Here is a 25,233-nt window from a genome sequence, read left to right on the forward strand (position 1 = left end):
AGGGGGAAATTATATTGTTTAAACAGTTTGGAATAGTGTTTTGGGTTTCTTCTATTACCGTTTTTCTTTTAGTACTAATAGGAGCAATAGCCCCTAATGCTTTCGCTAACGTAGCCGGAGCTATTTTCGACTTTACTACATACGCATTTGGTTGGTTTTATTTATTAGCGGTACTATTTTTTGTACTTTTTTGTATCGCCCTAGCGTTTACAAAATACGGTAAGGTACGACTAGGCTCTGATGATAGTAGGCCAGAATATTCTTTTTTTACTTGGATCGGTATGTTGTTTAGTGCAGGATTTGGCGTAGGACTTGTTTTTTGGGGTGTTGCAGAACCGATGAGTCATTTTTTCATCCCACCACGAGTGACTGTTGATCCATTAACAGATGTTGCAGCAAGAACAGCTATGCAATATTCGTTTTTTCATTGGGGAGTTAGTCAATGGTCTGTTTTTACAATAGTTGGTCTCGCGATTGGTTATTTTCAATTTCGGAAAAAAGAAGATGGGCTCATTTCTACTACGTTAAATCCGATTATAGGGTCAAGTAATCGCCAATATATTCGAAAGCCGATTGATATTTTAGCAGTAATCGCTACTGTAATGGGTGTTGCGACTTCCTTAGGTCTAGGAATTTTGCAGATTAATGGTGGCTTGAATATTGTTTTTGGAATTCCAAATAACGGAATAGTACAGTTAATTATTGTTTTTGTTCTTTTACTACTTTATTTAAGCTCCACCACAACCGGATTAAATCGAGGGATAAAATACTTAAGTAATTTAAATTTGACGTTGGCCATCGTTTTAACCCTCTTTGTATTTATTTTTGGCCCGACCGTTTTTATCTTAAATACATTTACACTTGGGCTTGGAGATTATATATCAAACTTTTTAAATACGAGCCTCCGTCTTACTCCTTATCAAGGAGGAACGTGGGTACGAGATTGGACGATATTTTATTGGGCATGGGCTATCGCGTGGTCTCCATTTGTCGGTGCTTTCATAGCTCGTGTTTCGAGAGGAAGAACGATACGTGAATTTGTTTTAGGGGTACTAGTTGTCCCTCCTCTCATTGCTCTGTTTTGGGTTGCCGTGTTTGGCGGAACAGCATTACATTTTGATTTATTTAAAGGAACGGACATTGCTACTGCCGTAAATAATGATATTACTTCTGCATTATTTACTACGTACGCACAACTTCCGTTTACCTTTGTCCTATCACTCGTTTCGATCTTGCTAATTTTAACTTTCTTAATTACTTCCGCAGATTCTGCCACTTTCATCCTAGGAACGATGACATCTAATGGTAGTCTACACCCACCGTTATTTTTACGTATCATTTGGGGAACGCTGATGGCTTCGATTGCTGCTGTTTTACTATTCTCAAGTGGACTAGAAGGACTCCAAACCGCTTCATTAGTGTCCGCATTGCCATTTACTGTCATCTTAATCGCAATTTGCTATTCTCTTTTCAGAGCATTAAAAAAGGAAGTCTTCGTGAAGAAGCCGAAGGAAAAGCCTTTAAAGAAATAGTCGCCCTATACTCCTTTATCTTAGGAGTAAGGGCTTTTTTTATAGGACAAAATAATCATTTCTCGAAAAAGAAGGAATATACTGAATAATGTAGAAGTTAACATACGGATGAGGGGAAATTGAAACAAGGGGGAAAAAAGATGAAAGCTATTATTGGATTTTTTAATCGATTAATGCAACGTTATTTACCAGATCCGTTTTTATTTGTTATTATTCTTACTTTTGTCGTTTTTGGTTTAGGTCTTATTTTTACAAATAGTGGTCCGGCAGAAATGGTACAACATTGGGGAAATGGATTTTGGGGGTTATTATCCTTCTCAATGCAAATGGTACTTGTACTAGTAACTGGTTATGTTTTAGCTAGTAGTCCGGTATTCAAAAAACTGTTAGGCGCTTTAGCCTCTACTGCAAAAACACCTGGCGCTGCAATTGTTATCGTTACAATTGTTTCTATTATTGCAAGCTGGGTAAACTGGGGATTCGGACTCGTTATTGGAGCACTATTTGCTAAAGAGTTAGCGAAACGAGTTACAAATGTAGATTATCGTCTTTTAATTGCAAGCGCTTACAGTGGTTTCCTTGTGTGGCACGGTGGTTTTTCAGGATCGATTCCACTTACCATTGCTACGGACGGACACTTTTCGGCAGATTTAATTGGTGTTATTCCGACGAGTGAAACGATTTTTGCACCTTCTAACTTAATTTTATTAGCGGTTTTATTTGTTACGTTACCTTTATTAAATCGTTTTATGATGCCATCTAAAGATCAGACAGTTACTGTTGACCCTAATCTATTAGAAGATTCTTCTACATTACAAGCTGCTACCATTGAAAAAAGCGCAATGACACCAGCAGAGCGTTTAGAAAATAGTTGGATTGTTTCTCTCGTTATTTCTATAATGGGGCTTGGCTTTCTCGTATATTATTTCGGTCAAAATGGCTTCCGATTAAATTTAGATATCGTTAACTTTCTATTCTTAACGTTAGGAATCCTTTTCCACTGGACACCAAAGAGCTTTTTACAGTCTGTTGCTAATGCCGTTAAAGGTGCTGGCGGAATCATTATACAATTCCCTTTTTATGCAGGAATTATGGGAATGATGACAGCTTCTGGACTCGCAGCAGTTATGTCTGAAGCATTTGTTAATATCTCTAATGAGCACACATTCCATTTCTTCGCATTTTTAAGTGCAGGTATCGTTAACTTCTTCGTTCCATCTGGAGGAGGCCAATGGGCAGTTCAGGCTCCAGTTATGTTAGAAGCAGCACAAACATTAGATGTATCTATTGCAAAAACTGCATTAGCCGTTTCATGGGGAGATGCATGGACGAACATGATTCAGCCGTTCTGGGCTTTACCTGCATTGGCTATTGCCGGATTAAAGGCAAAAGATATAATGGGCTTCTGTGTGATTGTACTATTTGTTAGTGGTGCGATTATCTCACTAGCTTTCTTATTACTATAAAGACATTAATAATAAAAAAGGATGAACAAACTGTTCATCCTTTTTTATTTATTCACTTATTGCATTTAGTATCGCTTTTGCTACTCCACTATTAATGTTTGTATCTGTTACTGACTTTGCAGCATTTTTTACCTCGTCAGGGGCATTTCCCATTGCAACAGAGTGACCAGCACGCTCTAGCATGGAAATGTCGTTAAAATTATCTCCTATCGCCATCGCATCTGCCATTGATATGTTTCTTTCTGCAGTAAATGAAGTTAAAGCAATGCCCTTTTGCGCCTCCACACTCGTAATTTCAATATTTTCTTTACCTGAAGCACTAACAGCAATCTTTTCCATACTTTTCAATTCGTTACGTGCATTTTCTAAATTGTTACTATCTAATGAAAATGCTAGTAATTTATAGACAATCGTATCATCACTTTCTAGTAATCCCTCGTAAGAATCAATAATTTGAATATTTCCTTCTGTAAAACGTTCTTTTGCTGCCTCGACAACTTCTTCATATGCCTGTGTTCTATTTGCAGACGCAAAAATATCAATAATTGTTGCTAATGCTTTATCATAATCGTTTGAGTATGTACCTGCTTGTGTATACATTTCAAAATAAATATCATGCTTGTTTAATACCGTTACAACTTTTTTTACTTCCTCATTATGTAACGGAGTATAATATTGTACCTCTCCAGCGACAGAACGTACTTCAGCACCGTTTACACAAATGATAGGTGTCTCTATTCCAGCTTCTTTTAATACTGGACTAGCCTCTTTGTAAGAACGACCAGTTGCAATAACTACCTCGATTCCTTTTTGCTGAGCAAGTTTAATAGCATCAGCATTTTGTTTACTCACAACATGGTTTTGGTTTAATAACGTTCCATCCATATCGATTGCAATACATTTAATCATTTATTCCACCTGCGTTTCTTATTGGTTTAGCTACATTAAACTTATTAAATTTAGCTCTGTTACTATCGTATGAAAGTTTTATTAAAAAATCAAACTCTCTCCTTTATATGCTTTTTTTCTAATTTTCTGTATTCATACTAAATTATTTCCCTTATAATAAAAATAACTAAAATAACGTGAGGAATAGATAATGAAGATTACTAACTACTATTTAGGGAAAGTATTAAACGATGATATATATTCCATTACGGGTAGCTTACTCCTAAAAAAAGGTACTAAACTCACGATGAGGCATATTGAAAAATTAAATAGGCATGAGTATTTTTTCCATCCATCTCTTCTAGTTGATTCCATAAGCAAAGAAAACAACGAACATTATATAGCAGTAAATAGTCTATATAAAAGTAGCGTTACTTCGTTTCGGGCAGTTTTTCAGCAACTGGAGTTAAAAAATCCTCCACCTATTGAACAAATGAATGAAGTTATTACCCCGCTAATTAATAGGTTAATAGAAGAACCTCTATTTGTTCATTACATAAAACAAGTGAAAAGCTACGATAATTATACGTTTATGCACAGCATGAATGTAGGAATATACGCCTCTATTATTGGGAAAATTCAAGGTCTCACGAAAGAAGAGATCAAAACGTTAGGCAATATGGGACTATATCATGATGTTGGTAAACTATTAATTGATAAAAGTATTTTACAAAAGCCTGGACAACTAACTGAACGAGAATGGAAGGAGATTCAAAAGCATACGTTATATGGATATGAATTATTAAAGCAAATTCCTAAAATGGATCCAATCGTGTTACAAGGTGCATTGCTGCATCATGAACGTTTAGATGGGAGTGGATATCCGACAAAGTTACGTCATGAAAAAATACCTTACCTTGTTCAAATCTTATCGGTTGCGGACGTGTATGACGCTCTATCATCTAACCGAAGCTACCGAGAAAAACAAAACGTTTTTAGAACAGCGAAAATATTAATTCAAGAAGCTAACTTAAATAGGTTAAATCCTGGTATTGTTAAGCCCTTCATCCAATTTTTATTATCTAACCACATTAGAGATGAAGTATTGCTGAATAATGGGAAACATGGAGAAATTATATTTATTCATCATGATGAACCACATTTACCTGTTATAAAAGTAGATGATCATTTTATAGATTTGCGCAAAGAATCGCAATTAGAAATATTAGATTTTGCATAATGTATTTGCATATTTTTCAAAAGGCAAATACTAACACAAATATGAAAGCGGTTACTTTTAAAAAAATACTTGCATTATTTCATAAATGCATTAAAATTACACTTATTGTATATTTAATCATTTAATCTTTAGGAGGCATTTTTATGCAAAAGGCTCATTCTACAAGTGATATATTAAAGTTTGCTATTCCTTCACTTATCGGAATTTTATTATTTATATTCCCTATTCCAATCGACGGTGGGTTTACTATCCCAGTTGCATTACTGGCTAATACGTTAGAAGGTTGGTTACACGCGGTAATACCAGCAATTATGACAATATTAATTACATTTATAGGGATTGCTACTGTTGTTTTTAAACTAGTAAAACCTGCGAGTATTAAAGAAGGTACTTTCTTTTATTCCTTATTAAACGTATCTATCTTTTGGACAGTTGTACGTGTAGTCGGAATGATTTTAGTTATTATGACTTTTTTCCAAATTGGACCTGAAGCTGTTTGGTCTGACTATACTGGTGGTCTATTATTATACGATTTATTAGCATTATTATTTACTGTATTTTTATTTGCTGGGCTGTTTTTACCACTACTATTAAACTTCGGTTTACTTGAGTTATTCGGTGCCCTATTAACAAAGATAATGCGTCCTGTCTTTAAATTACCTGGGCGTTCTTCTATCGACTCTTTAGCATCTTGGCTTGGTGACGGTACAATTGGGGTACTGTTAACAAGTAAGCAGTATGAGCAAGGATATTATACGAAAAGAGAAGCTGCAGTTATTGGTACTACTTTCTCCGTCGTATCGATTACATTTAGTTTAGTCGTAATAGAGGAAATCGGACTTGGCCATATGTTTTTACCGTTTTACTTTACAGTTCTTTTAGCGGGGATTGTTGCAGCGATTATTATGCCACGTATCCCACCACTTTCTCGTATTGCTGACACACATTATGAGAAAGCTGAGCCACAAAACAATGACTTAGTACCAGAGGGCGAGTCTCGTTTAAAATGGGGCTTTAATCAAGCTGTTGATCGTGCCAAGAAAAACGAAGGTATCGGTAAGTTTTTCCAAGATGGAGGAAAGAACGTACTAGATATGTGGTTAGGAGTAGCTCCAGTCGTTATGGCTTTCGGTACTATTGCTTTAATTATTGCAGAAAATACACCTGTATTCACATATTTAGGAATGCCGTTTATCCCTATTTTAGAGCTATTGCAAATTCCGTATGCGGCAGAGGCAGCAGAAACAATGATTGTTGGATTTGCTGATATGTTTTTACCTGCTATTTTAGGTAGTGGCATTGAGAGCGAATTAACTCGTTTCGTCATTGCTTGTGTGTCTGTCACTCAATTAATCTACTTATCGGAAGTAGGAGGAGTTATTTTAGGCTCCAAAATCCCTGTTTCATTCGGTAAATTGTTCGTTATCTTTATTTTACGTACGTTAATTACGTTACCTATTATTGCATTAGTAGCACATATGATTTTTTAATGATTGTAAAGAGCATCCTAAATTGGGTGCTCTTTTTTTTGATAACTACCTTGATAATAGATGTGTTAGAAAAAATAGTATTTCATTAAAGATAACATTGTTTGTTATTATACTAAAAGTAGACTACGCGTTTTATTTAGTCCGTTTCACTTCGCTGCAGGTGCTCGCTTTCCGCGGGCGTGACTTGAGCCTCCTCCTCGCTACGCTCGTGCGGGGTCTCAAGGCTCACGCTACTCCCGCTGGAGTCTCACACCTTCCGCTACGTCCCACTCTCGGTTCTGGACCTTGAAAGGAAAAACCTTATAGTAGTTCAAAAATAAGCCCCCTATTTTCATTCCTCATGGTGCAAATTTCACTTCCATAGGTGTCTATCTTATTAATAGATTGGTTGTGTAAAGTTAAGTCCGTTCCTCTCCATTACTTGAACTCGCTTTTTGCGTGGATTTCTACATATTTGATCACTGCTGAAGGCATAATTGACGCTCTCCGCGAGTTTTTTGACGCACTTGATAAGTTTATTGACGCACCTCTCACGCTTTATAACCTATGGCAAATAGATGCTAAGTGATAATAAAGTTAGCTCATCCTCCTTCTCTTTACGCCTGATTGATCCAATATACTTGTTCTAAACGTATTACTCCATTAATACATATATAAAAGCTTGTCCCGAATTAGATTAGTTCGCCTCCGGAAAGACATACAGCCGGAAGCGTGGTAGAATAGGAACAAGCAACTTTGCGTTGTATTTTTGAATATGAACAATAAAGGAGAACAAAACGATGATTAAAAGGTTATCAAAAATGTTCCTCATCCTAGTATTAGCATTCACGACTTTTACATCTATTGGCTTTGCAGCAGGAGAAGATGATACAGAAGTAATTAATGAAAAATTAGGTTTTCCTATAGTTGTATATGGTGGATCCTTAACAGACACACAAAAAGAAGAAGTAAAACGATTGTTAGGAGTTACAAACCCTGACCTTGTTGATCACATTACAGTAACTGGCGACGATTTAAAAACATATTTGAATGGTAATCCAAACTCCCGTATGTTTTCTTCAGCGAAAATTACGTTAAAGGAACAAGGAGTAGGGTTAACAGTCGATATTATTACTCCCGATAATATTACAGAAGTAACGAGAGAAATGTATGCGAACGCACTTTTAACTGCAGGTGTTGAAGATGCGGTTGTAGAAGTAGCCTCTCCCGTAAAAGTAACGGGTCATTCTGCCTTAGTCGGAATTTATAAAGCATACGATGCAAAAGGTGCGGAGCTTGATAAAGATCGAATGGAAGTTGCGAATGAAGAGTTAAGCATCGCAACGAAGTTAGCAGAAGAAGTAGATAAAGAAAAAGTAAGTGAGTTATTAACAGAGATTAAAAAACAAATTGCAGAACAAAATCCGGTAACTCGTGAAGAAGTAGAAAAAATTGTAGAAGACCAGTTAAGCCGTTTAAACATTGAATTAAGCCCGGAAGACCGCCAACTATTAATTGACCTGTTTGAAAAAATGCGGTCGTTGAATATTAATTTTGATAACGTGCGTAATCAATTAGAAGATATTACGAAAGATATTAAAGACCGAATTGATAGTGTTATGGGCGATAGTGGATTTTGGCAAGGTGTGAAAGACTTTTTCCGGGACCTATTCCAATCAATTGCGAATTTATTTAAGTAAGAGAACTGACTTACATTCTATCCTAGAGATATAAAAAAATTAGACCGTTTCACTGCGGTATGTTTCCGCGGGAAATATAGAAAGAGCTGTTCCGTTATGAGGAGCAGCCCTTTTCGTATTAAACTTGAACTTTTAGTTGTTTGCCAAGAAACTTTGCAAGCTCGAGCATTCCGTATTTGCCTGCTTTTTGCTCTGCATCGCTATTGTAATTTGTATTTGTGTTTATGTCATATGTGTAAATTTCTCCGTCACTATTGCGGATAAATTCAATTCCTGCAACATTGATATTGTTACTTTTTAAAACCGCTTCATACTTTTCGATAATCGGATCATGGAAGTCTTCAATAATTTGAAATTTCGGCTTCTCTTCTACTTCTTCCCCAACCGGACAAAATAAGTCCCCAATTTGACATGCATCTGCCGGGCAAAGCTCGAATCCTTCTGACGTGTCTACTTTCACGGCATATAGGAACTTTCCACCAACAAACTCACAACGAGTAATGTACGATTCTGGTGATTTTATATATTGTTGTATTAACGTAATTCCATCAACTGGCTCTTCAAATGCCGGGCTATTTACGTATGCCTCTAAACTTTCAATAGAATTAAACAGCTGTACACCAAGTCCTTTTCCCGCCCGGTTATGTTTCGTAATAAACGATTCATGCCCCAATTTTTTGGCCGCTTCTACAATTTGTTTTCTTCCAACGGCCGCAATCGTTGTTGGTGTACGAACTCCATGCTTTTCTAACTCCGAATATTGGACTACTTTACTTAATTCTAATTGTAGCGCTCTGCTTCCATTAAATACTGTCCGGCCATGATGCTCTAACCAAGTTAATACAGCGCTCGTTAATTCTGGCGCAAATCGGTGATCTCTCGTGTGAGACGACGCACTCATTCGATTATAAAAAACACCCTCTGGTGGCACTTCATTTAAAGGGACAGTCCCCTCATCTAAATGCCACTCTTCATATGGTAATTGGAGCTCTTCCAATCTTTTCGTTAAATGTACAGTCCATTCTTTATTTTCGTGAATGATATAGATCTTCTCCATCGTAAAATTCCTCCTTAACCTTTGTTGACTAACGGTATAACTTGTTGTGCAAATCGTTCCATCTCTTCTAGTTGAGGAGAAAATTGCAGTAATAATAAGTCTACCCCAGCTGCCTCGTATGCTTTTATTTTTTCCGCAATTTGCTCAGGTGTGCCTATTAAATTTGGTCTTAATCCTCTATTGGAAACAGAATAATCCTGTAACTTCACTTGCTGTTCAAGCTGTGATTTGCCCGTAAAATCTTTATACCCTGCGTATGCACTCGATTCTTTCACATTCGTAATTCTATTTAATTCTGCTTGTGCTTCTTCTTCTGTATCTCGGCATATGACATATGCTGCCATTCCAAACGATTGTAAAGGCTCTTTCTTTAACGCTTCTCTTCTAGCCTTCATATCTTCTATTTTAACTTGCACTTCTTCAACCGTTCCGCCGTGCATGACATAAGCATCACAATTTGAAGAGATTACTTGTTTCCCTTTCTCACTTTCCCCACCTGCATAAAGAATAGGGTTCGGACGTTGGACTGGCTTTGGAAACAGTTTTGTATTAGAGAGTTCATAAAATTTTCCTTTATAACTAAAAGAATCTTCTGTCCAAAGACCTTTTAAAACATCTAAAAATTCTTGCGTACGATCATAACGATCATCATGTTCCGTAAATACTCCGCCATACTGCTTCGCTTCTTCTTCCCACCAAGCTGAAACGACGTTAAGTGTAAAACGGCCATTGCTAATGTGATCAATATTAGCAGCCATTTTTGCCGCGACTGCTGGATTATGAAAGCCAGGACGGATAGCGGTCATAATTTCTATTTTCTCCGTTACTGAAGCTAATGCTGCTGCAGTAGACCAAGCTTCTAAACTATCACTTTCAGGACCTTTTATATCATTTAAATACAATTCTGCGATTAATGTTGTATCATATCCCCATTTTTCTGCCTTTTGTATTACTTCTTTTGCATAATTAAATGTAGGCGGCATTTTTTCATCTTCAACATTTCGTAGCCAACCGCCAAAAATAGGTAACCAAAAACCAAATTTCATCTCTTTTCCCCCTATAAAAAAAGCTTCTTCGATAAGAAGAAGGCAGCAGTTAGCTTTTCTCCTTATCTTCCAAGGTATATACCTTGCTGGATTTAGCACCTTTTTATAAAGGTTGCCGGGTTTCAAAGGGCCAGTCCCTCCACCACTCTTGATAAAGAATTTTATTCAATTTATGGTAATCCTACCACAAAACTTGGTGTTTAGTAAACTAAAAAGGTAAAGTATTTGCAATAATCTTTTATTAGAATAGTATTACAAGAACAAAACCAGAGGCGGCTCACTGGCCCGACAAGCATTTGTCAGGAGTTACACTCAATCTTTCTTATGTTAATGTTATGTTTTCCATAACCACTTAATATAAAAAAAGAGCGCTACTTCACAGTAACACTCTTCTAATTATTTATTGAACTTCTTTTTCAAAATTCGGCTCTAATAATCCTGCCTCTATATATGGAGTAGCAATTTGCTTGTGGAATGCAGCTAGTTTTTCTTCTGCATTTTCACCATCTACACGCTCTTCAAAATATTGCGCAAAAAGTTCTATCGCTTCTTCCACATCTGTACGGTATTGTTCCGTTAGCTCCGTTGAAACTTCCATTGCACGAAGCTCGTTTGCAATTTTGTTCGCTGCAGCTTTTGCTTCTTCTTCGCCTTCACCTGTTTGCTCGTAATTAGTAATTGCGCTCAAATGAGGACGTACCATTTCGATTAACTCCATTTGTATGTTCATTAAAACTTTTTGGTCTTGTTTTTCATCATGTTCAGGAGCTGCTAATTGCTCTTGTGCTCCCTCGCTAGCGTTATTGCTGTTTGCTCCACATGCTGTTAAAAATGATAATGTAACGAAAATAAGTAAGATTGTCCACTTTTTCATTATGACGTCTCCCTTTGCTGTTAATATACGTGTGTAGTGTACACTTTTTTCTAGTTTTCGTATATATAAAACGTCATATACGTAATTTTTAAAATTTATATATTTTTGAAATAATAAATAGAGGTTGAGACATAACTATTTTCATCATAGTAAAAGAACAAGAAATATACTGGGAAAAACTCGCTCCGGAAATATACTTCGCTAATTCTGCGATAGTTCGTTTTTTATTATGACTAATTTAGTTTTGTCTCAGCCTCTTCATTACATTAATGCTTCACTAGTTTTTCCATTTGTTCATGTATCCATTCTGTTTTCTCATCTATCACTTTATAATCCATCGCATTTACATAAATTGCTTCTAGCTTCAAATGCCATTCCTTCGCTTCTGCTAAATGCGATATTGCTTCTTTCATTTTTTCACTATATTGTTTACTCACTTTTTCTATTTCTTTCTCGTATCTTTCATCCGTACCTTCACGAATCGTTAAATCGTACATATCTAAAATTTCATCCCCGTCGCGACTTGGGAAATATTCATGTGGAGCTGTACTATCAAAAATTGCAAATCCTAGTTCTCTGACGACAACCATATCTAAACTATGAGGGTCAAAGCCACAATGATATACTTCAACGTCATAACCTGTTTTTTCGCAATGTTTAACTAGCTTTTTTAATAGAGTAGATTTTCCAGACCCTGGACGACCTTTTATAAAATAACGCTTTTTTAATCCTTCCGTTATATTTGGAACGAAGTCTACCGCACCGACCGGAGTTGCTGCACCGAGAAATCGGTGTTTAACGTCCGCTTGTTTTGTTAACGTATTTCCATCAAAAAGCTTTTCAATTAGCTCATCGGCTAATTTATTTGCTCGTTCGAAACTCATATTATGAATAAAATAACGTTCCCACTCATCATGGATTTTAAGCGCTTTGTTAAACGTTGCATACGCCGTCTCAAACGCTTGCTTTTTTTGATGGGCAAGTTCTAAAATTTCAATTTTACGGTGAGCTAGTTTTTTCGAATCCCATGCTTCTCCTAAATTTATATATTCCTCAATTGCACCTGGAGCTGTCGGTTCAATAACGTGAGGTGCCGTTCCGTCCACAATACCGACACCGATGCTTCGAATAATTAGCCCGTCGACAGACCCTGTATCAGACGAACAATGTAAATATTCTATATCAAACCCGGCCTCGTTCCAACGTTGACCTAATTTTTTTATCATTGTTGACTTCCCAATTCCCGGACCACCTTTTAAAATGAATACACGGTCCAAACCTTCTAAATTTGATTCATATAAACTGTAAAATCCTCTTGCTGTATTTCCACCGGCATAGTAATTTAATATGTTTCCTGCCAAAAAAAACACCCCTTACGAATGTTAGGTTTTTTAACTACTACTTTCTTCTCCTAACATATGCGAAGGGGCTAAAATAGGTGAATACCTAGATTTTTCCTTATTTATCTAACTTCAGTTTTTTCAATGCATCTGCTAATGCTGTATTTAATGGCTCTTCTTTATTATTTTGTTTCATATATTTATGAACATCACGCTTCGTTGCTTTTTGGTTATTACTGTTTTTACGCTTTTGTTGGAACGTCGAAAGCTTCTCACGGTGCCCACAAACGCAAGCGAAAATTTGCCCTTCTCCTTCACCACGAAGCTCTAGTTTTTTGCGACATTTAGGACAACGCGCGTTTGTTAATCGTGCAACATTCTTTTTATGCCCGCATTCACGATCTTGACAGACGAGCATTTTTCCGCGCTTGCCGTTGACTTCCAATAAAAGTTTACCGCAATCTGGACATTTCGTTCCGGTTACGTTGTCATGTTTAAATTTCTGTGTGCTGTTTTTCACTTCATGAACAATTTCTTTCGCATAATCGCGCATGTCATTAATAAACGCTTTTTGAGGCAATTTCCCTTTCGCAATGCTGGAAAGCTTTTGTTCCCACTCGGCAGTTAGTGCTGGTGTTTTTAGCTCTTTAGGAACTAAATCTAGTAACTGCTTCCCTTTAGACGTAATATGAATTTCTTGCCCTTTTTTCTCAATAAGAAAACTATTAAATAGTTTTTCGATAATATCCGCTCTTGTCGCAACAGTACCAATTCCACCTGTTTCGCCTAACGTTTTCTTCACGTCTTGACTAGCCTCATCCATAAATTTCGCTGGGTTTTCCATCGCAGCAAGCAATGTTCCTTCATTAAATCGACTTGGCGGTTTCGTTTCACCACTCGTTTTATTAACCTTTTGAATCGTTAACGTATCACCCTCGTTCATGGAAGGTAGTAATTGATCTTTCACATCTGATGCTTCGGAGTCTTCATCTACTACATTTCCGAATACATCTTTCCAACCGTTTGAAAGCACTATTTTACCTTTAGCTGTGAAGGAATGATTAGCAACCTCTGCCTCCAATGTCGTTTGTTCGTACTCAAATGGAGGTAGGAGTACTGCTAAAAATCGTTTGACAACAAGGTCGTATATTTTTCGTTCTTTATCAGACAGTTTTGCTAAAAATACTGTTTCCTCTGTCGGGATAATCGCATGGTGGTCCGATACTTTTTCATCATTAACAAACGATTTGTTCGTACGGATTGGATTTTTTAAAATTCTTTGGGCGATTGGTGTGTATGGTTTTACACTAACTGCTTCAACACGTTCTTTTAATGTCTCAACAATATCAGAAGAAAGATAGCGGGAATCTGTTCTAGGATATGTTAACACTTTATGTTGTTCATATAATTTTTGCATAATAGACAACGTTTCTTTAGCTGAGTATCCGAATATTCTATTCGCATCTCGTTGTAGCTCTGTTAAGTCATATAATCCAGGAGCAAAGCTTTTTTTCTTCGTCTTTTGAACGTTTTTTATATTTACGGTCTTTCCTTTTATGGAATTTGCAATCTGTTCTGCTTTCTCTTTTTCGAATGTTCTCGTTTGGTTAGATTCTTTCCATGTAAAAACGAGTCCGTTGTTCGTGACAACTTGTACACCGTAGTATGCTTTTGGTTGGAAGGAACGAATCTCTTCCTCACGTTTTGCAATCATTGCGATCGTTGGCGTCTGTACTCGCCCGGCAGATAGTTGTGCATTATATTTTGTCGTAAGCGCTCTTGTCGCGTTCATTCCGACAATCCAATCGGCCTCTGCTCTAGCAACCGCTGAATGGTACAAGTTCTCATACTCTTTTCCATTGCGAAGCTTTTGAAATCCTTCTCTAATGGCACGGTCTGTTACGGAGGATATCCATAAACGTTTGATTGGTTTGTTTACTTTTGCTTTTTCAATAATCCAGCGGGCAACAAGTTCTCCTTCACGCCCGGCATCTGTTGCGATAATAATTTCAGAAACATCTTTACGAACTAATTGTGATTTTACTGCATTGAATTGTTTCCCTGTCTTTTTTATGACAACGAGCTTTAAACGTTCAGGTAACATCGGGAGATCTTCTAGCTTCCACGTTTTATATTTATCATCATAGCTTTCTGGATCCGCATGTGTAACAAGATGGCCAAGCGCCCACGTTACAATATAATCTTTTCCTTCTAAAAAGCCATTTCCTTTTTTATCGCATTTTAATACTCTTGCTATATCTCTACCAACAGAAGGCTTTTCTGCTAGCACTAATTTTTTTGTCATACACGTTCCTCAGCTTTCCTTTTTGTCCTATTCATTATCTTGGCATATTCTTTGCGTTCATGCAATGAATGAGGGAATTTCACTAGTAATTGGCATAGCGTTCTTCCCAATATTTTAGTATTATTATGTTTATGAGCCTATTAATAAAGGATGGAATATAAATGAGTTTATTAACGATAGATAATTTAAGTCATACATTTGGGGATCGTACCCTCTTCAAAAACGTTTCTTTCCGCCTGCTACCTGGCGATCATATTGGGTTAGTAGGAGCAAATGGTGTAGGGAAATCTACACTAATGAACATTATTACTGGAGAAATTGTCCATGATGCTGGACTTGTGGAGTGGACACCTAATACACATTACGGTTATTTAGATCAACATACTGTATTAACACCCGGGAAATCAATGCGTGACGTGCTTCGTGATGCCTTTTTACCACTGTTCGAAAAAGAAAAAGAATTGAACGAAATTACCGAAAAAATGGCTACAGCTACTCCAGATGAGTTAGAAGTGTTGCTCGAGAAAATGGGAGAAATTCAAGATCATTTAGACGCTGGTGGCTTTTATAATTTAGATATTAAAATTGAAGAAACAGCGCGTGGATTAGGTTTAGATGCAATTGGACTAGATCGTGACGTTGCAGCTTTAAGTGGTGGACAGCGTACAAAGGTATTACTTGCGAAACTATTATTAGAACAACCAAAAGTTCTTTTACTAGACGAGCCGACGAACTATTTAGACGTAGAACATATTCGTTGGTTAGCACAATATTTAAAAGAATATCCGTATGCATTTCTTTTAATTTCGCATGATACAGAATTTATGAACGGTGTTGTTGATGTTATTTTCCATTTAGAGTTTTCGAAATTAACACGATACACAGCAACATACGAAAAGTTTCTAGAGCTGGCTGAAATTAATAAAAATCAGCATATTAATGCGTACGAAAAGCAACGTGAATTTATTAAAAAGCAAGAAGATTTCATTGCGAAAAATAAAGCACGTTATTCCACTACGGGACGTGCTAAAAGTAGGCAAAAGCAGTTAGACCGAATGGAACGAATTGATCGCCCAGAAACTGCAATGAAGCCTACTTTCGAATTTAAAGAAAGTCGAGCAAGCTCTCGATACGTATTTGAAGGAATTGATTTAGAAGTTGGTTATTCTGAACCACTATTTCCTAAAATGAATGTGACAATTGAACGTGGAGACCGCATAGCCGTTGTAGGATCTAACGGAGTAGGGAAATCTACACTATTGAAAACTATTTTAGGTAAGATAGAACCATTAAGCGGCAAACGAATGATAGGAGATTTTGTTTTTCCATCTTACTTTGAACAAGAAATGAAAGCTGGAAACATTACACCTATTGATGATGTATGGGCAGCATTTCCTTCGATGGATCAACACCAAGTCCGCGCAGCACTTGCTCGTTGCGGCTTGAAAAATGAACATATATCTCGTCCATTAAATCAATTAAGTGGTGGAGAACAAGCAAAAGTACGCTTATGTAAACTAATGATGCATGAGAGCAACTGGCTCGTATTTGATGAACCGACAAACCATTTAGATGTTGTTGCGAAGGAAGAATTAAAACGTGCGATAAAAGCTTATAAAGGAACTGTTTTACTCGTTTCCCATGAGCCTAGCTTTTATGAAGACTGGGTAACAAAAGTATGGAACGTAGAAGAATGGGCTGAACAAGCTACAAAATAGTTCCCTCTCGGTGTATAAATTAAATTATTAGGAGATCGGTTATTCATTAGAATACACTTTATTGATTAACCACAATCTCCTTCTATATAAGTCAGTAATGGTGTCGGACTTTGGAAATTCCAAAGCTTAAGAATAATTTCATTGACATAGAAATATAAAGAAGAAGTATACTATCTTATGTAAAAGCCTATGAAATAAAGTAAAACAATGTGTACAGGATAGAATATGTAAAAAAGATATTTTAATCCCCTCCCTTTTTTACCGTTATAAAGTAGGAAAAGAGGCAAAGCAAAAATCTTCATCCATTGGTAGTCCGCAAATGGAAATAAAAGAGAAACAAAGCCTGGTAATGTCATTGGGTTCAACTTTTGATTAACTAAAAGAATAACAATACAGAACATAGTATATCCACTTGCCATTTTAAACTTATTTGCGTTCAAATAGTAGAACAATACTCCTAGAAAAACAGTGAGTATCCCACCCTCCATAAGTAAAACGTTTCCGAATATAGTTCCAAGAAAAAAATAATTTGGCTTCACATCACTTGGAACAAATATTTCGAATCCTTCTACAAGGAGAAAAAATATAACACTAGAAATGATTTGCCAAACAAAAAGTATAACGATATATTTTAGCTTTTTGTTTTCTAATAAAGATAAAAGCAATACGATGAAGAATAATGGGGCAAAGAAGTTATTGAGGATGTAATAATTATTAATTTCTATTAATCCTCTAAATGACTTGTAATAAACACTATAATTGATAATTATGTTTAATAAAGCCATACCAACAGTAAATATGTATAACCTGGTAAGGTACTTTATTTTATTTGAAGTATGTTTGAAACCGATAACGACACAAAAAATAAAAATAGGAGCTGCAATTCTACCTATCCATCGAAACCATTCTGGTGTATCAGGGATAAAAAGACCACAATGATCGATAAACATCGAAATTAAAGCGATTATTTTCAATTTAGTAGTAGTCATATTTAGCCCCCTCACTATTTTGAATATCATAAAATAAAATGCTAGAGTATGTTATTACTTAGCATTTTCTTTATTATTCATACTATGGCGATAGTTTTTTAATGGTAAAGTTTATTAATATTCCACATATCCTGAGAAATTACTTGGCGCATAAAACAGTAAATAGTAATCTGCTGAATGATCCAGTCCACTCGGATAACCATATCTAGTATAACCTGGGGTTACGTAATAAGTTGTTACAAGACTATCGTACCAGAAACCTTTTTTGTAAAGTTCCACTTTTAATTGGGTCGAATGGGAGTTGCTCATCTGTATTTTATAAGAGCTAGATCCTGTAAAAAGCTTATTTGTATATAAATTAGATCTAGCTGCTTGACCACTGAAAGTCAATCGACCATCTTTGAAGACATCATGGGATGTAGTAGGTGGATACTCTCAAAATGTTGAGAATTCCCCTTCTTTTTCCTCTTGGGTTAGCGGTGGTTCTGTAGAAACTCCACTATTTTCTGTTGTAGGACCCAAGTTCTCATCATTCTTTACTTCATAAGATGTCTCTGCTGAAACAATGTTAACAAAACTAATTAGCAATAGAACTGCTATCGATAGAATTGACAATCTTTTCATTCTACTCATCCTCCTATTAAATTATGATTCTATTCAAGGGTATCAAAGTTTCATTAAAATAATTTAAATGTTTTGTAAATTCTTTCAAAAACAAGAAAAGCAAGGTCAGCTAATGTAATTTTATAAGTTGTTTTTTACCACACCAAACGTTAAAGATCTTTGGGACTTTTTATGTATCTGTTCCTTTTTCCATTAATGTTTTATGTATCCATATTGCCGCCTGTGAACCTTCCCCCATTGCGATCGTTACTTGCTCTGAATGTGCCACAACGTCTCCTGCTGCCCAAACATTTTTAATATTTGTCATTTTCGTCCTTGGATCTGTAATAATATGTTTATTTTCTAACATTTCCACTTCTAGCTGTTTCGCTAAGTCTGACTTTACTTTATTTCCACCGTAAGCAATAAAGCCTCGTTCTCCCTTTATTTCTTCACCATTTGTTAATTGAACTCCTTGAAACTTTTCTTCCTTTGCTAAAACTTCAGCAATTCGTTCGTTTACGGTAACAATATTTTTTTCATCAAGTTGGCTTTGAAGGTTTTTATCTATCTCCTTCTCACTATCATTCACATATAAAATATCGTTTGACCAATACGTTAATGTTAAAGCCATATTAGCTCCTACATCTCCCGCACCGAGGACGATTGTTTTTTTTCCTTTAATTTCGTACCCATCACAATCAGGACAAACGTACACAGTGTGTCCTAAACATGGATAAATAGAGGCAAACGGAGGGATGTTATCCTTTAATCCAGTGGCTAAAAGAATCGTTTTTCCTTCATATTTCGTCCCATCTAATAAACTAACAGCGAATTTACGGTTAACTTTTTTCATTTCTACTACTTTATCGTTAAGAAACTGGACGCCTAATCTTTTCGCCTGTTCAGTGCCAATCTTTCGTAGTTCTATACCGCTAATTCCGTTTGGCCACCCTAAAATATTATGATAACTGTGGCAAATGGAGGACCGTCCGTTATAATCATCTATGACAAGCACTTGATGGTCATAGCGTCCCAGTTGTATTGCTCCTTGTAATCCCGCAATCCCTCCACCGATAATAATGCAATCAAACATTCATGACCACTCCTTCCATATTTTATTGTTTGATTTATTGGAGTTTTTATGAAAAACATGGAGTGAATTTCTACTAGCAATAAAAAATTCCCCTTTGATATGGGCTGCATAATCCGAATGCTTACTTAACAACCCTGTTTATAGAAAAAGTGAAATGGACCACATATTAGAGTCTAGCTAATTTTTGTGGTGCCTTCTAAATAAAATATATTTTCGAAATATACATACTATTATAAAGTATGTTTACAATTTTATATAAATGGTATATTACGGATTGGTAAAAAAAGGGGGTTATTAGGTTGAATAGAAAAAAATTATGTATTTATTTATTAATTATCCTTGTAGTATTTTCTAGTGCAGGAGGAAAGATGGTTAATGCCCATAATCACTATGATTTCAGAAATTTATCAACATGGCAAACTGTTGGGTACAATTATTCTACAAGCGGTGGTTTTGTTGGTGCTGTACAATCAATGTTGTGGGCTTCTAATCTGAGAGATATGGTAGGATCAGTAGATCAATCATATGGACCAAAAACAAACAGCGCTATAAAAGAGTTTCAACGTAGAAATGGACTTAGTGTTGATGGAAATGTCGGGCCAGCTACTTGGGGAAAGTTTGAAGAAAGGACATATAATGTAGATACTAGAACAAGGAGATATCGTGGTGGTAGCGCTCATTACCAGGTATCATTTAAATGGTCTTCTACTGGCACAGGAACTCAGTATAGTTACTATTTAGAACAATATAATAATCCTGGAAATGTACATTATTCAGGGAGGTTGTGGACAGATGACTCATCAAGAGTATCAACTCTTAGCGCTCTAAAAGAGGACGAGAAAGTTTCAAAAATGGAACTAGAAGAGGTAAAAGATGATGTGAATATTCCACTAAATATAGATGAAGATATCGATTATATTTTAGGGAATCCTCTAATTGATATAGAGGAAAGAGAGGGTGGATTTGCGATTGTAAGCTGGTATGATACTATAGAGGGAGAATCAACCATGGTATCACAGAGTATTAATGAATATGGAAAAGTTAACAGTTTAATGGATGAAATTGAAAATGTATGGTATAAAAACAAAAAAGTTAAGAAATTGAACATTGCTGGGCATGAGGCAATTGTTGAACAAACAGAACACGAAAATGATACATTGCATATTGTAACAAATGATAATGTTTATACAGTAGCAGGAATTAAGGAAGCAGAATTAATAGAAATTTCTAGATATATAGAACTTAAATAATTGTTATAAAAAGAGAAGCTTAATAGTTTCTCTTTTTTTTATTAAATAAATTATAAACTGCAACGGAAAACTAGGTTGTTCGTCTATATATATAGTTAGTAAAAAGGAGGATAATATGTTAAGTGATAAAGAAAAAAAAGATAAAGTTGAAGAATGGTATTCTCAGCATAGTGATGATATTTTCAAATATATTGGTTTAATGCTAAATGATTATCATAAGGCAGAAGATCTCACCCAAGAAACATTTGTAAAATCTTTTATTTATTTTGAGCAGTTTCAATATAATTCATCAGTTAAAACATGGCTTTTTATGATTGCTAGAAACACAACAATAGATTACCTCAGAAAAAATAAAAAATATAAAATTATAGCTGCATTATTATCCAAAAATTTAGAGTCGGATGTTATAAATACTGCTGAAGAGATAATTGAGCTAAAGGAAGATGTCTCTTATTTATATACTTCAATAAAAAATCTTAAACCAGCATATAGAGAGGTTATAATTTTAAGAAAAATAAAAGGATTTTCAACAAAGGAAACCTCAGAAATACTAGGTTGGACCGAAAGTAAAGTTAAATCTACTTTATTTAGATCTATAAAAAAACTAGAGCAAGAATTAAATAAGGGAGGGTATGTTTATGAACAAAAATTTTCATGAGGAAAATAATATCCTTAACACTCAACTTAATAAGATAAAAAATAATATTACTTGGAAAGAGAGTAGGAAAAATTTCACTAAAAGAAAGACAATAATATTGATAGAGAACCAAATCAAGAAATCTAATAGAAAAAAAGCTGCATCTCCCTACCTTGGAGCCACTCTTGGATTTCTAGTTATTTTTATATTAATATCTTCCAGTACATTTCTTTTTGATAAAAATCAATTTGGTAAAGAGAATGAAAGTACAAGTGAAACAACGTCATTAGGAGATACTGAGGGTAGTAAAAGTGAGGAATATAGTAATCAACTTAAAACAAAGAATTTATTAGTTAAAACCTTTTATGATAAAATTAATATCCCTCTTAATTTGTCAGAAACTCTAGAGTTTATTAAGGATGATGAACCATACATAAATGTTTCCAATCATTATAATGGATTTGATGTAAGCGTAGAATTTAGAACAGATAATGGTCCCTTTGTAATTTCCCAAAGTACCATAGATCCAGAGTATCCTCCTATTAACGAGGAGGACATTTTAAAAGAAATGAGTGATGTAAATGGGGCGCATAACCTTAAAACCTATCGATATGAAGATAGAACTATTATTGAAGTAATTAATAATACTAGCGACAATTCAATGATCAAAATTATAGCTGGATATAATCTATATACTATTATTGGGAACTTTACCTCCGAGGAATTGGTGGGAATTTCTGATCTATTAAACTTAAAATAATATACAAGTGAAAGAAATAATCTGTTGTTAAATAGTGTGTTTATGACATTGATCTTTATGAAAAGATGTAGTTTAATTGATATAATGTTTTATATTTTCACATATGAGCCCGATTATCGTAGATAGAAGTCCTACGGGTGGAATTCACACACGATACATGTGTCTTCCTCTCATTGGGCTTTATTTGTTAGATGCTCGCTAGCCTTTGGAAGAAACGGATTCCTTCCTCGGTGGAAATCAAGGTTCTAGAAGTAGACTAACAAGTACCGAAGATGTAATTATTTGCCACTTATCGTCTCTTAGGAATTCTCACTTTGGACAATGTTTTTAGTAAGCATAGAAAAATAAAAAAAGTCCCAAAAGTCAATTGCTACTTCTGGGACTCTTTTTTTATTTTGGTGCAGACTGGATAGATGGTTCTACGTCTACTGTTGCCTTTACCATGAATTCATATTGTAGGAGGCGAGCTTCTAAAAGCTTAACAGGATCTTCGTATTTTTCTGGATTGGCTTTCAGCTCATTCCATTCTTCCTTAATAAACGTAATTTCCGTTTCTGTCTCACGGACATTCTCTTTTAATATTTCAACTGATTCTTCGAAAAAGCTTGCCGTGTCTGCTTTTAATGCCTTTTCAAACAAATCAAATTCTAAAAAGATACTCGAAACGATTTGCTCGGTAACTTCTTCATATTTCTCTTGTTCTACATACTTTTTGTACTGTTTATATAGAAAACTTTGATTTTGAGGTAATACTTTTAAAAACTTCCCAGCACTCTTTAATAATAACTGTGCAGGATTTGTGCGGTAAAAAATATTATACTCCTCGATTTCTGTTCGATTTAATAATCGTTTTATATCTCTGCGCCAATCTTCTACTATATGAAAATTAGATGGGAAGGAAAGCTTCTCCTCTTCATAAAAGCCGTTAAGACTTTCCGCCATTTCTTGTAAATATTGCTGGCTATCCTTTAAATCTGATTCTGTTTCATCTAACCACGTTAAAATGGACTCGCGTAACTCAAAAATAAACTGTTCATTAAAATACGCTTGAATATGCTCATTCATATGTTTATTTAATTGTACATGTAGTGTACCAAAGTCGCTATCCTCTTTAATGAGGTCTGCTGTTGATTGTAAAAGGGAAGGTACTTTTCTCCTTAAATCTGCCTTTAATTGCTGCTTTACCGTTTGGTACGTATTAGCAAAATGAACTACTTTATCAGATTTCCAATCCTCTACATTTTGCTGTAATGCTTTTAACTTATCACACATCATTTCATGGAATTCTAGTGATGATTGTAATCCATCTTCTAAAGTAACTCGATAGTTTAGACCGTCCGTGAACATCTCTCTAATGAGACGGAGTAGGTTTGTAGCTCTTCTTCCTTCAAACTGCTTTTCCTTTGCAAAGAAGTTTTTGAATAAAAATTGGTGTAGCTCCTCCGAACGATCTTCCCCATTAGTTGAATAATAAAACAAGTTAGAGTCTGGGAAAAAGTCTTGAATACTATTTTCCAGTTCGTCTGCCTGCCTCTTTATTAAATCTTTGTCAGCTAAAGGGCTGCGGAGAATAAAATGAACAGGTACATCTGGTACTTGTTCCCTAAGCTGAATAATGCCCGCTAATTCAATATCAGAAAATGGCGTATCTGGATTTAAAATGTAAATAACACCATCCGATAACGATACAACGGTTGAGTCTTCCATGTTTGAAGCTAATAACGCATAGTTGTATGACTGTAAAAAGGAAGATGGCCACTTCATTTCAATAAGAGACTGTTCAGAAGCTTCCTCAATAGATTGAATCGGCTTTTGTTTACTCCTACTAATCTCATTCCACTCCATCGCCTCTTCTTCACTGTAAATGTACAGTGGATGAGTAGTAGATGGAATAATATCGTCCCTTACGATTGATTGGATAAACGATTTTTTGATTGCATCTGTAGAACTCATAACAAATAAATGTTTATTTTCTAGCTGCTGAAGCTTCGTAAATAGCCAACTCTTTCGTAGATCTACTTTTAACCTATTTTCAATCACCCATTCATTTAAAACGTGGAAAACATCTAGCGCTTCATCTACAGGTATATGCTCGTGTTCCACATGGAAAATGCGCTCTTCGGCAAGGTACATCGCATTTTGATTAATTGTATATGGAAACACTTCATTCCACGAAAGAATTGCTGTGGCTGGAAATAGCCCTTTTGTTTCATCTGTAATCTTCAACCAGTTTTCTAGTAAATGTGGGATAATTCTTTGCAAATCACTTACTGGGTATATGCCATTTACTAATTGTAAATATGATTGTTTAAATAAACGATCTACATCGTTCCATTCTTTTATTCCTTTTACATCTAACTTATCCATTACAACGTTGATTGTATGCAACCAGTCTAAGAAGGACGGTTCTTCCATGTAACATTTCCATAAGGAGTATACTAATTCTACAAATGCCCGCTCATTCCATTGTAATGTTGTATTTAAAATACTTTGAAAATATGCAGGCTCGATTTGTTTTACATAACCATTCTCGATGTAGCCTAAAAGTGTCGATAGCCACGAAATATTTCGCGTACGAACGAGCTCCTCAATACATAAATCAACTGCTTGCTTCCAATCATTTTGGTTTTCATAAAATTCAATGGCGATTGCCGTTACATCCGAATAGTCAGGGTCGATTGCAATTGCTTTTCGTATACTTCGATATGCTGCTTCTACATTTCCTCGTTCCATATGTAACGAAAATAATTGTAACGCTACTTCTACATTTAACGTTTTACTATTCGGTTCAATGCGAGTGTAAATATCCTCCGCTTCGACTAGTAACCCAATATCAAAATAAGCGTCGGCCATGTTTTTCAATGCCCACGGCTTAAGGTCATTTGTAACATGCTCCCATTTAAAAATCGCCGCTTCATAATCTTTATAATGATAATAAATCTCTCCTTGCGCATAGCGAACAGGAGAGAGATCTGACCCTTCCTTTTGTTGTTCCGCTACATATATCGCACCTAACTGTTCTACCGGAGAACGTTCTGTATTATTTAAATATGATTGATAGTATGTTTTTTCTAATAATGATTGTTCAAATTCTTTTCTTTCATCCATTTTTAATTACACACCCCTTTTACCTTATTAGGAAAGAGCAAACATAGACCTGTCACATAATATTCGAGCATATTCTACATTTTTAGACCATCCTTATATAAAAAAACTATTCCCGAATTAATATATGATATAACAAGAAAAAGAAGACGTACATC

20 protein-coding genes and 1 riboswitch are annotated in these 25,233 nt (G+C 35.5%); of the genes, 9 read left to right on the top strand and 11 right to left on the bottom strand.

Translation table 11 applies throughout. The annotated features are described in order from the left end of the window. The first annotated feature begins 14 nt into the window (after positions 1-14). Both O1A01_RS24705 and O1A01_RS24710 read left to right on the top strand, forming a co-directional pair. A complete protein-coding gene (locus tag O1A01_RS24705; RefSeq protein ID WP_270065288.1) occupies positions 15-1,532 on the top strand; it encodes a BCCT family transporter in 1,518 nt (505 codons plus the stop codon). A 140-nt stretch (positions 1,533-1,672) separates the two neighbouring features. Further along, positions 1,673-2,998 carry a short-chain fatty acid transporter gene (locus O1A01_RS24710; RefSeq protein WP_270065289.1) on the top strand — a complete coding sequence of 442 codons (1,326 nt, stop codon included), beginning with the start codon at positions 1,673-1,675 and terminating at the stop codon, positions 2,996-2,998. A 48-nt stretch (positions 2,999-3,046) separates the two neighbouring features. Here O1A01_RS24710 and O1A01_RS24715 read toward each other — a convergent pair whose 3' ends face one another. Beyond that, positions 3,047-3,907 (bottom strand): Cof-type HAD-IIB family hydrolase, encoded by an 861-nt coding sequence (locus O1A01_RS24715; RefSeq protein ID WP_066416026.1) that lies wholly within the window; start codon positions 3,905-3,907, stop codon positions 3,047-3,049. A gap of 190 nt (positions 3,908-4,097) precedes the next feature. Here O1A01_RS24715 and O1A01_RS24720 point away from each other — a divergent pair, with 190 nt between their 5' ends. The 3 genes from O1A01_RS24720 to O1A01_RS24730 all read left to right on the top strand — a co-directional run bounded on the left by O1A01_RS24720 (position 4,098) and on the right by O1A01_RS24730 (position 8,295). Then, positions 4,098-5,126: an HD-GYP domain-containing protein gene (locus O1A01_RS24720; protein ID WP_066416024.1), complete on the top strand. Its 1,029-nt coding sequence runs from the start codon at positions 4,098-4,100 to the stop codon at positions 5,124-5,126. A gap of 143 nt (positions 5,127-5,269) precedes the next feature. Further along, entirely contained in the window at positions 5,270-6,616 is a 1,347-nt protein-coding gene (locus O1A01_RS24725) for a YjiH family protein (RefSeq protein WP_066416023.1), read from the top strand. A 779-nt stretch (positions 6,617-7,395) separates the two neighbouring features. Beyond that, on the top strand, positions 7,396-8,295 hold the full coding sequence (locus tag O1A01_RS24730) for a DUF1002 domain-containing protein (protein WP_066416015.1): 900 nt from the start codon (positions 7,396-7,398) through the stop codon (positions 8,293-8,295). Between the two features lie 118 nt (positions 8,296-8,413). On the opposite strand, the gene O1A01_RS24735 is transcribed toward O1A01_RS24730, so the two are convergent. The 5 genes from O1A01_RS24735 to O1A01_RS24755 form a co-directional block, all read right to left on the bottom strand. Further along, a complete protein-coding gene (locus O1A01_RS24735; protein WP_066416013.1) occupies positions 8,414-9,352 on the bottom strand; it encodes an ATP-grasp domain-containing protein in 939 nt (312 codons plus the stop codon). Positions 9,353-9,366: 14 nt separating this feature from the next. Then, entirely contained in the window at positions 9,367-10,398 is a 1,032-nt protein-coding gene (locus O1A01_RS24740; protein ID WP_066416010.1) for an LLM class flavin-dependent oxidoreductase, read from the bottom strand. Between the two features lie 59 nt (positions 10,399-10,457). Next, a riboswitch (SAM riboswitch) is annotated at positions 10,458-10,556 on the bottom strand. Positions 10,557-10,798: 242 nt separating this feature from the next. After that, positions 10,799-11,272 carry a hypothetical protein gene (locus O1A01_RS24745; protein WP_066416007.1) on the bottom strand — a complete coding sequence of 158 codons (474 nt, stop codon included), beginning with the start codon at positions 11,270-11,272 and terminating at the stop codon, positions 10,799-10,801. A 266-nt stretch (positions 11,273-11,538) separates the two neighbouring features. After that, on the bottom strand, positions 11,539-12,633 hold the full coding sequence (locus O1A01_RS24750) for a PRK06851 family protein (protein WP_270065290.1): 1,095 nt from the start codon (positions 12,631-12,633) through the stop codon (positions 11,539-11,541). Positions 12,634-12,730: 97 nt separating this feature from the next. Further along, complete coding sequence (locus O1A01_RS24755) at positions 12,731-14,917, bottom strand: DNA topoisomerase III (protein ID WP_270065291.1); 2,187 nt, start codon at positions 14,915-14,917, stop codon at positions 12,731-12,733. Between the two features lie 161 nt (positions 14,918-15,078). Here O1A01_RS24755 and O1A01_RS24760 point away from each other — a divergent pair, with 161 nt between their 5' ends. Continuing rightward, the gene (locus O1A01_RS24760) at positions 15,079-16,635 is read left to right on the top strand and encodes an ABC-F family ATP-binding cassette domain-containing protein (RefSeq protein WP_270065292.1); all 1,557 of its coding nucleotides are present in this window, start codon (positions 15,079-15,081) and stop codon (positions 16,633-16,635) included. A 170-nt stretch (positions 16,636-16,805) separates the two neighbouring features. On the opposite strand, the gene O1A01_RS24765 is transcribed toward O1A01_RS24760, so the two are convergent. From O1A01_RS24765 to O1A01_RS24780, 4 genes are all read right to left on the bottom strand, one after another. After that, entirely contained in the window at positions 16,806-17,624 is an 819-nt protein-coding gene (locus tag O1A01_RS24765; protein WP_270065293.1) for a TraX family protein, read from the bottom strand. A 114-nt stretch (positions 17,625-17,738) separates the two neighbouring features. After that, positions 17,739-18,014 (bottom strand): hypothetical protein, encoded by a 276-nt coding sequence (locus O1A01_RS24770; RefSeq protein ID WP_270065294.1) that lies wholly within the window; start codon positions 18,012-18,014, stop codon positions 17,739-17,741. A 45-nt stretch (positions 18,015-18,059) separates the two neighbouring features. Continuing rightward, positions 18,060-18,248 (bottom strand): hypothetical protein, encoded by a 189-nt coding sequence (locus O1A01_RS24775; RefSeq protein WP_270065295.1) that lies wholly within the window; start codon positions 18,246-18,248, stop codon positions 18,060-18,062. A 169-nt stretch (positions 18,249-18,417) separates the two neighbouring features. Next, positions 18,418-19,323, bottom strand: coding sequence for an NAD(P)/FAD-dependent oxidoreductase (locus tag O1A01_RS24780; protein WP_066415988.1), 906 nt, complete (start codon positions 19,321-19,323; stop codon positions 18,418-18,420). Positions 19,324-19,622: 299 nt separating this feature from the next. Here O1A01_RS24780 and O1A01_RS24785 point away from each other — a divergent pair, with 299 nt between their 5' ends. From O1A01_RS24785 to O1A01_RS24795, 3 genes are all read left to right on the top strand, one after another. Next, a complete protein-coding gene (locus O1A01_RS24785; protein WP_066415985.1) occupies positions 19,623-20,573 on the top strand; it encodes a peptidoglycan-binding protein in 951 nt (316 codons plus the stop codon). Between the two features lie 115 nt (positions 20,574-20,688). Next, positions 20,689-21,231, top strand: a complete 543-nt coding sequence (locus O1A01_RS24790; RefSeq protein ID WP_066415983.1) for an RNA polymerase sigma factor — start codon at positions 20,689-20,691, stop codon at positions 21,229-21,231. Beyond that, the gene (locus O1A01_RS24795) at positions 21,212-21,970 is read left to right on the top strand and encodes a hypothetical protein (protein ID WP_066415981.1); all 759 of its coding nucleotides are present in this window, start codon (positions 21,212-21,214) and stop codon (positions 21,968-21,970) included. Before O1A01_RS24790 ends, O1A01_RS24795 begins: the two co-directional genes overlap by 20 nt. Positions 21,971-22,360: 390 nt before the next feature. Here O1A01_RS24795 and O1A01_RS24800 read toward each other — a convergent pair whose 3' ends face one another. After that, the gene (locus O1A01_RS24800; RefSeq protein WP_066415980.1) at positions 22,361-25,078 is read right to left on the bottom strand and encodes a tetratricopeptide repeat protein; all 2,718 of its coding nucleotides are present in this window, start codon (positions 25,076-25,078) and stop codon (positions 22,361-22,363) included. Positions 25,079-25,233: the final 155 nt, after the last annotated feature.

Source organism: Sutcliffiella sp. NC1 (genome assembly GCF_027594365.1).
GTDB lineage: Bacteria > Bacillota > Bacilli > Bacillales > Bacillaceae_I > Sutcliffiella > Sutcliffiella cohnii.

What these genes read in the sequence shown, in the direction of transcription:
- O1A01_RS24745 (WP_066416007.1), bottom strand. Translation starts at nt 11,272, where the DNA reads ATGAAAAAGTGGACAATCTTACTTATTTTCGTTACATTATCATTTTTA.
- O1A01_RS24795 (WP_066415981.1), top strand. Translation starts at nt 21,212, where the DNA reads ATGAACAAAAATTTTCATGAGGAAAATAATATCCTTAACACTCAACTT.
- O1A01_RS24780 (WP_066415988.1), bottom strand. Translation starts at nt 19,323, where the DNA reads ATGTTTGATTGCATTATTATCGGTGGAGGGATTGCGGGATTACAAGGA.
- O1A01_RS24725 (WP_066416023.1), top strand. Translation starts at nt 5,270, where the DNA reads ATGCAAAAGGCTCATTCTACAAGTGATATATTAAAGTTTGCTATTCCT.
- O1A01_RS24755 (WP_270065291.1), bottom strand. Translation starts at nt 14,917, where the DNA reads ATGACAAAAAAATTAGTGCTAGCAGAAAAGCCTTCTGTTGGTAGAGAT.
- O1A01_RS24735 (WP_066416013.1), bottom strand. Translation starts at nt 9,352, where the DNA reads ATGGAGAAGATCTATATCATTCACGAAAATAAAGAATGGACTGTACAT.
- O1A01_RS24760 (WP_270065292.1), top strand. Translation starts at nt 15,079, where the DNA reads ATGAGTTTATTAACGATAGATAATTTAAGTCATACATTTGGGGATCGT.
- O1A01_RS24715 (WP_066416026.1), bottom strand. Translation starts at nt 3,907, where the DNA reads ATGATTAAATGTATTGCAATCGATATGGATGGAACGTTATTAAACCAA.
- O1A01_RS24730 (WP_066416015.1), top strand. Translation starts at nt 7,396, where the DNA reads ATGATTAAAAGGTTATCAAAAATGTTCCTCATCCTAGTATTAGCATTC.
- O1A01_RS24740 (WP_066416010.1), bottom strand. Translation starts at nt 10,398, where the DNA reads ATGAAATTTGGTTTTTGGTTACCTATTTTTGGCGGTTGGCTACGAAAT.
- O1A01_RS24765 (WP_270065293.1), bottom strand. Translation starts at nt 17,624, where the DNA reads ATGACTACTACTAAATTGAAAATAATCGCTTTAATTTCGATGTTTATC.
- O1A01_RS24720 (WP_066416024.1), top strand. Translation starts at nt 4,098, where the DNA reads ATGAAGATTACTAACTACTATTTAGGGAAAGTATTAAACGATGATATA.
- O1A01_RS24790 (WP_066415983.1), top strand. Translation starts at nt 20,689, where the DNA reads ATGTTAAGTGATAAAGAAAAAAAAGATAAAGTTGAAGAATGGTATTCT.
- O1A01_RS24800 (WP_066415980.1), bottom strand. Translation starts at nt 25,078, where the DNA reads ATGGATGAAAGAAAAGAATTTGAACAATCATTATTAGAAAAAACATAC.
- O1A01_RS24710 (WP_270065289.1), top strand. Translation starts at nt 1,673, where the DNA reads ATGAAAGCTATTATTGGATTTTTTAATCGATTAATGCAACGTTATTTA.
- O1A01_RS24775 (WP_270065295.1), bottom strand. Translation starts at nt 18,248, where the DNA reads ATGAAAAGATTGTCAATTCTATCGATAGCAGTTCTATTGCTAATTAGT.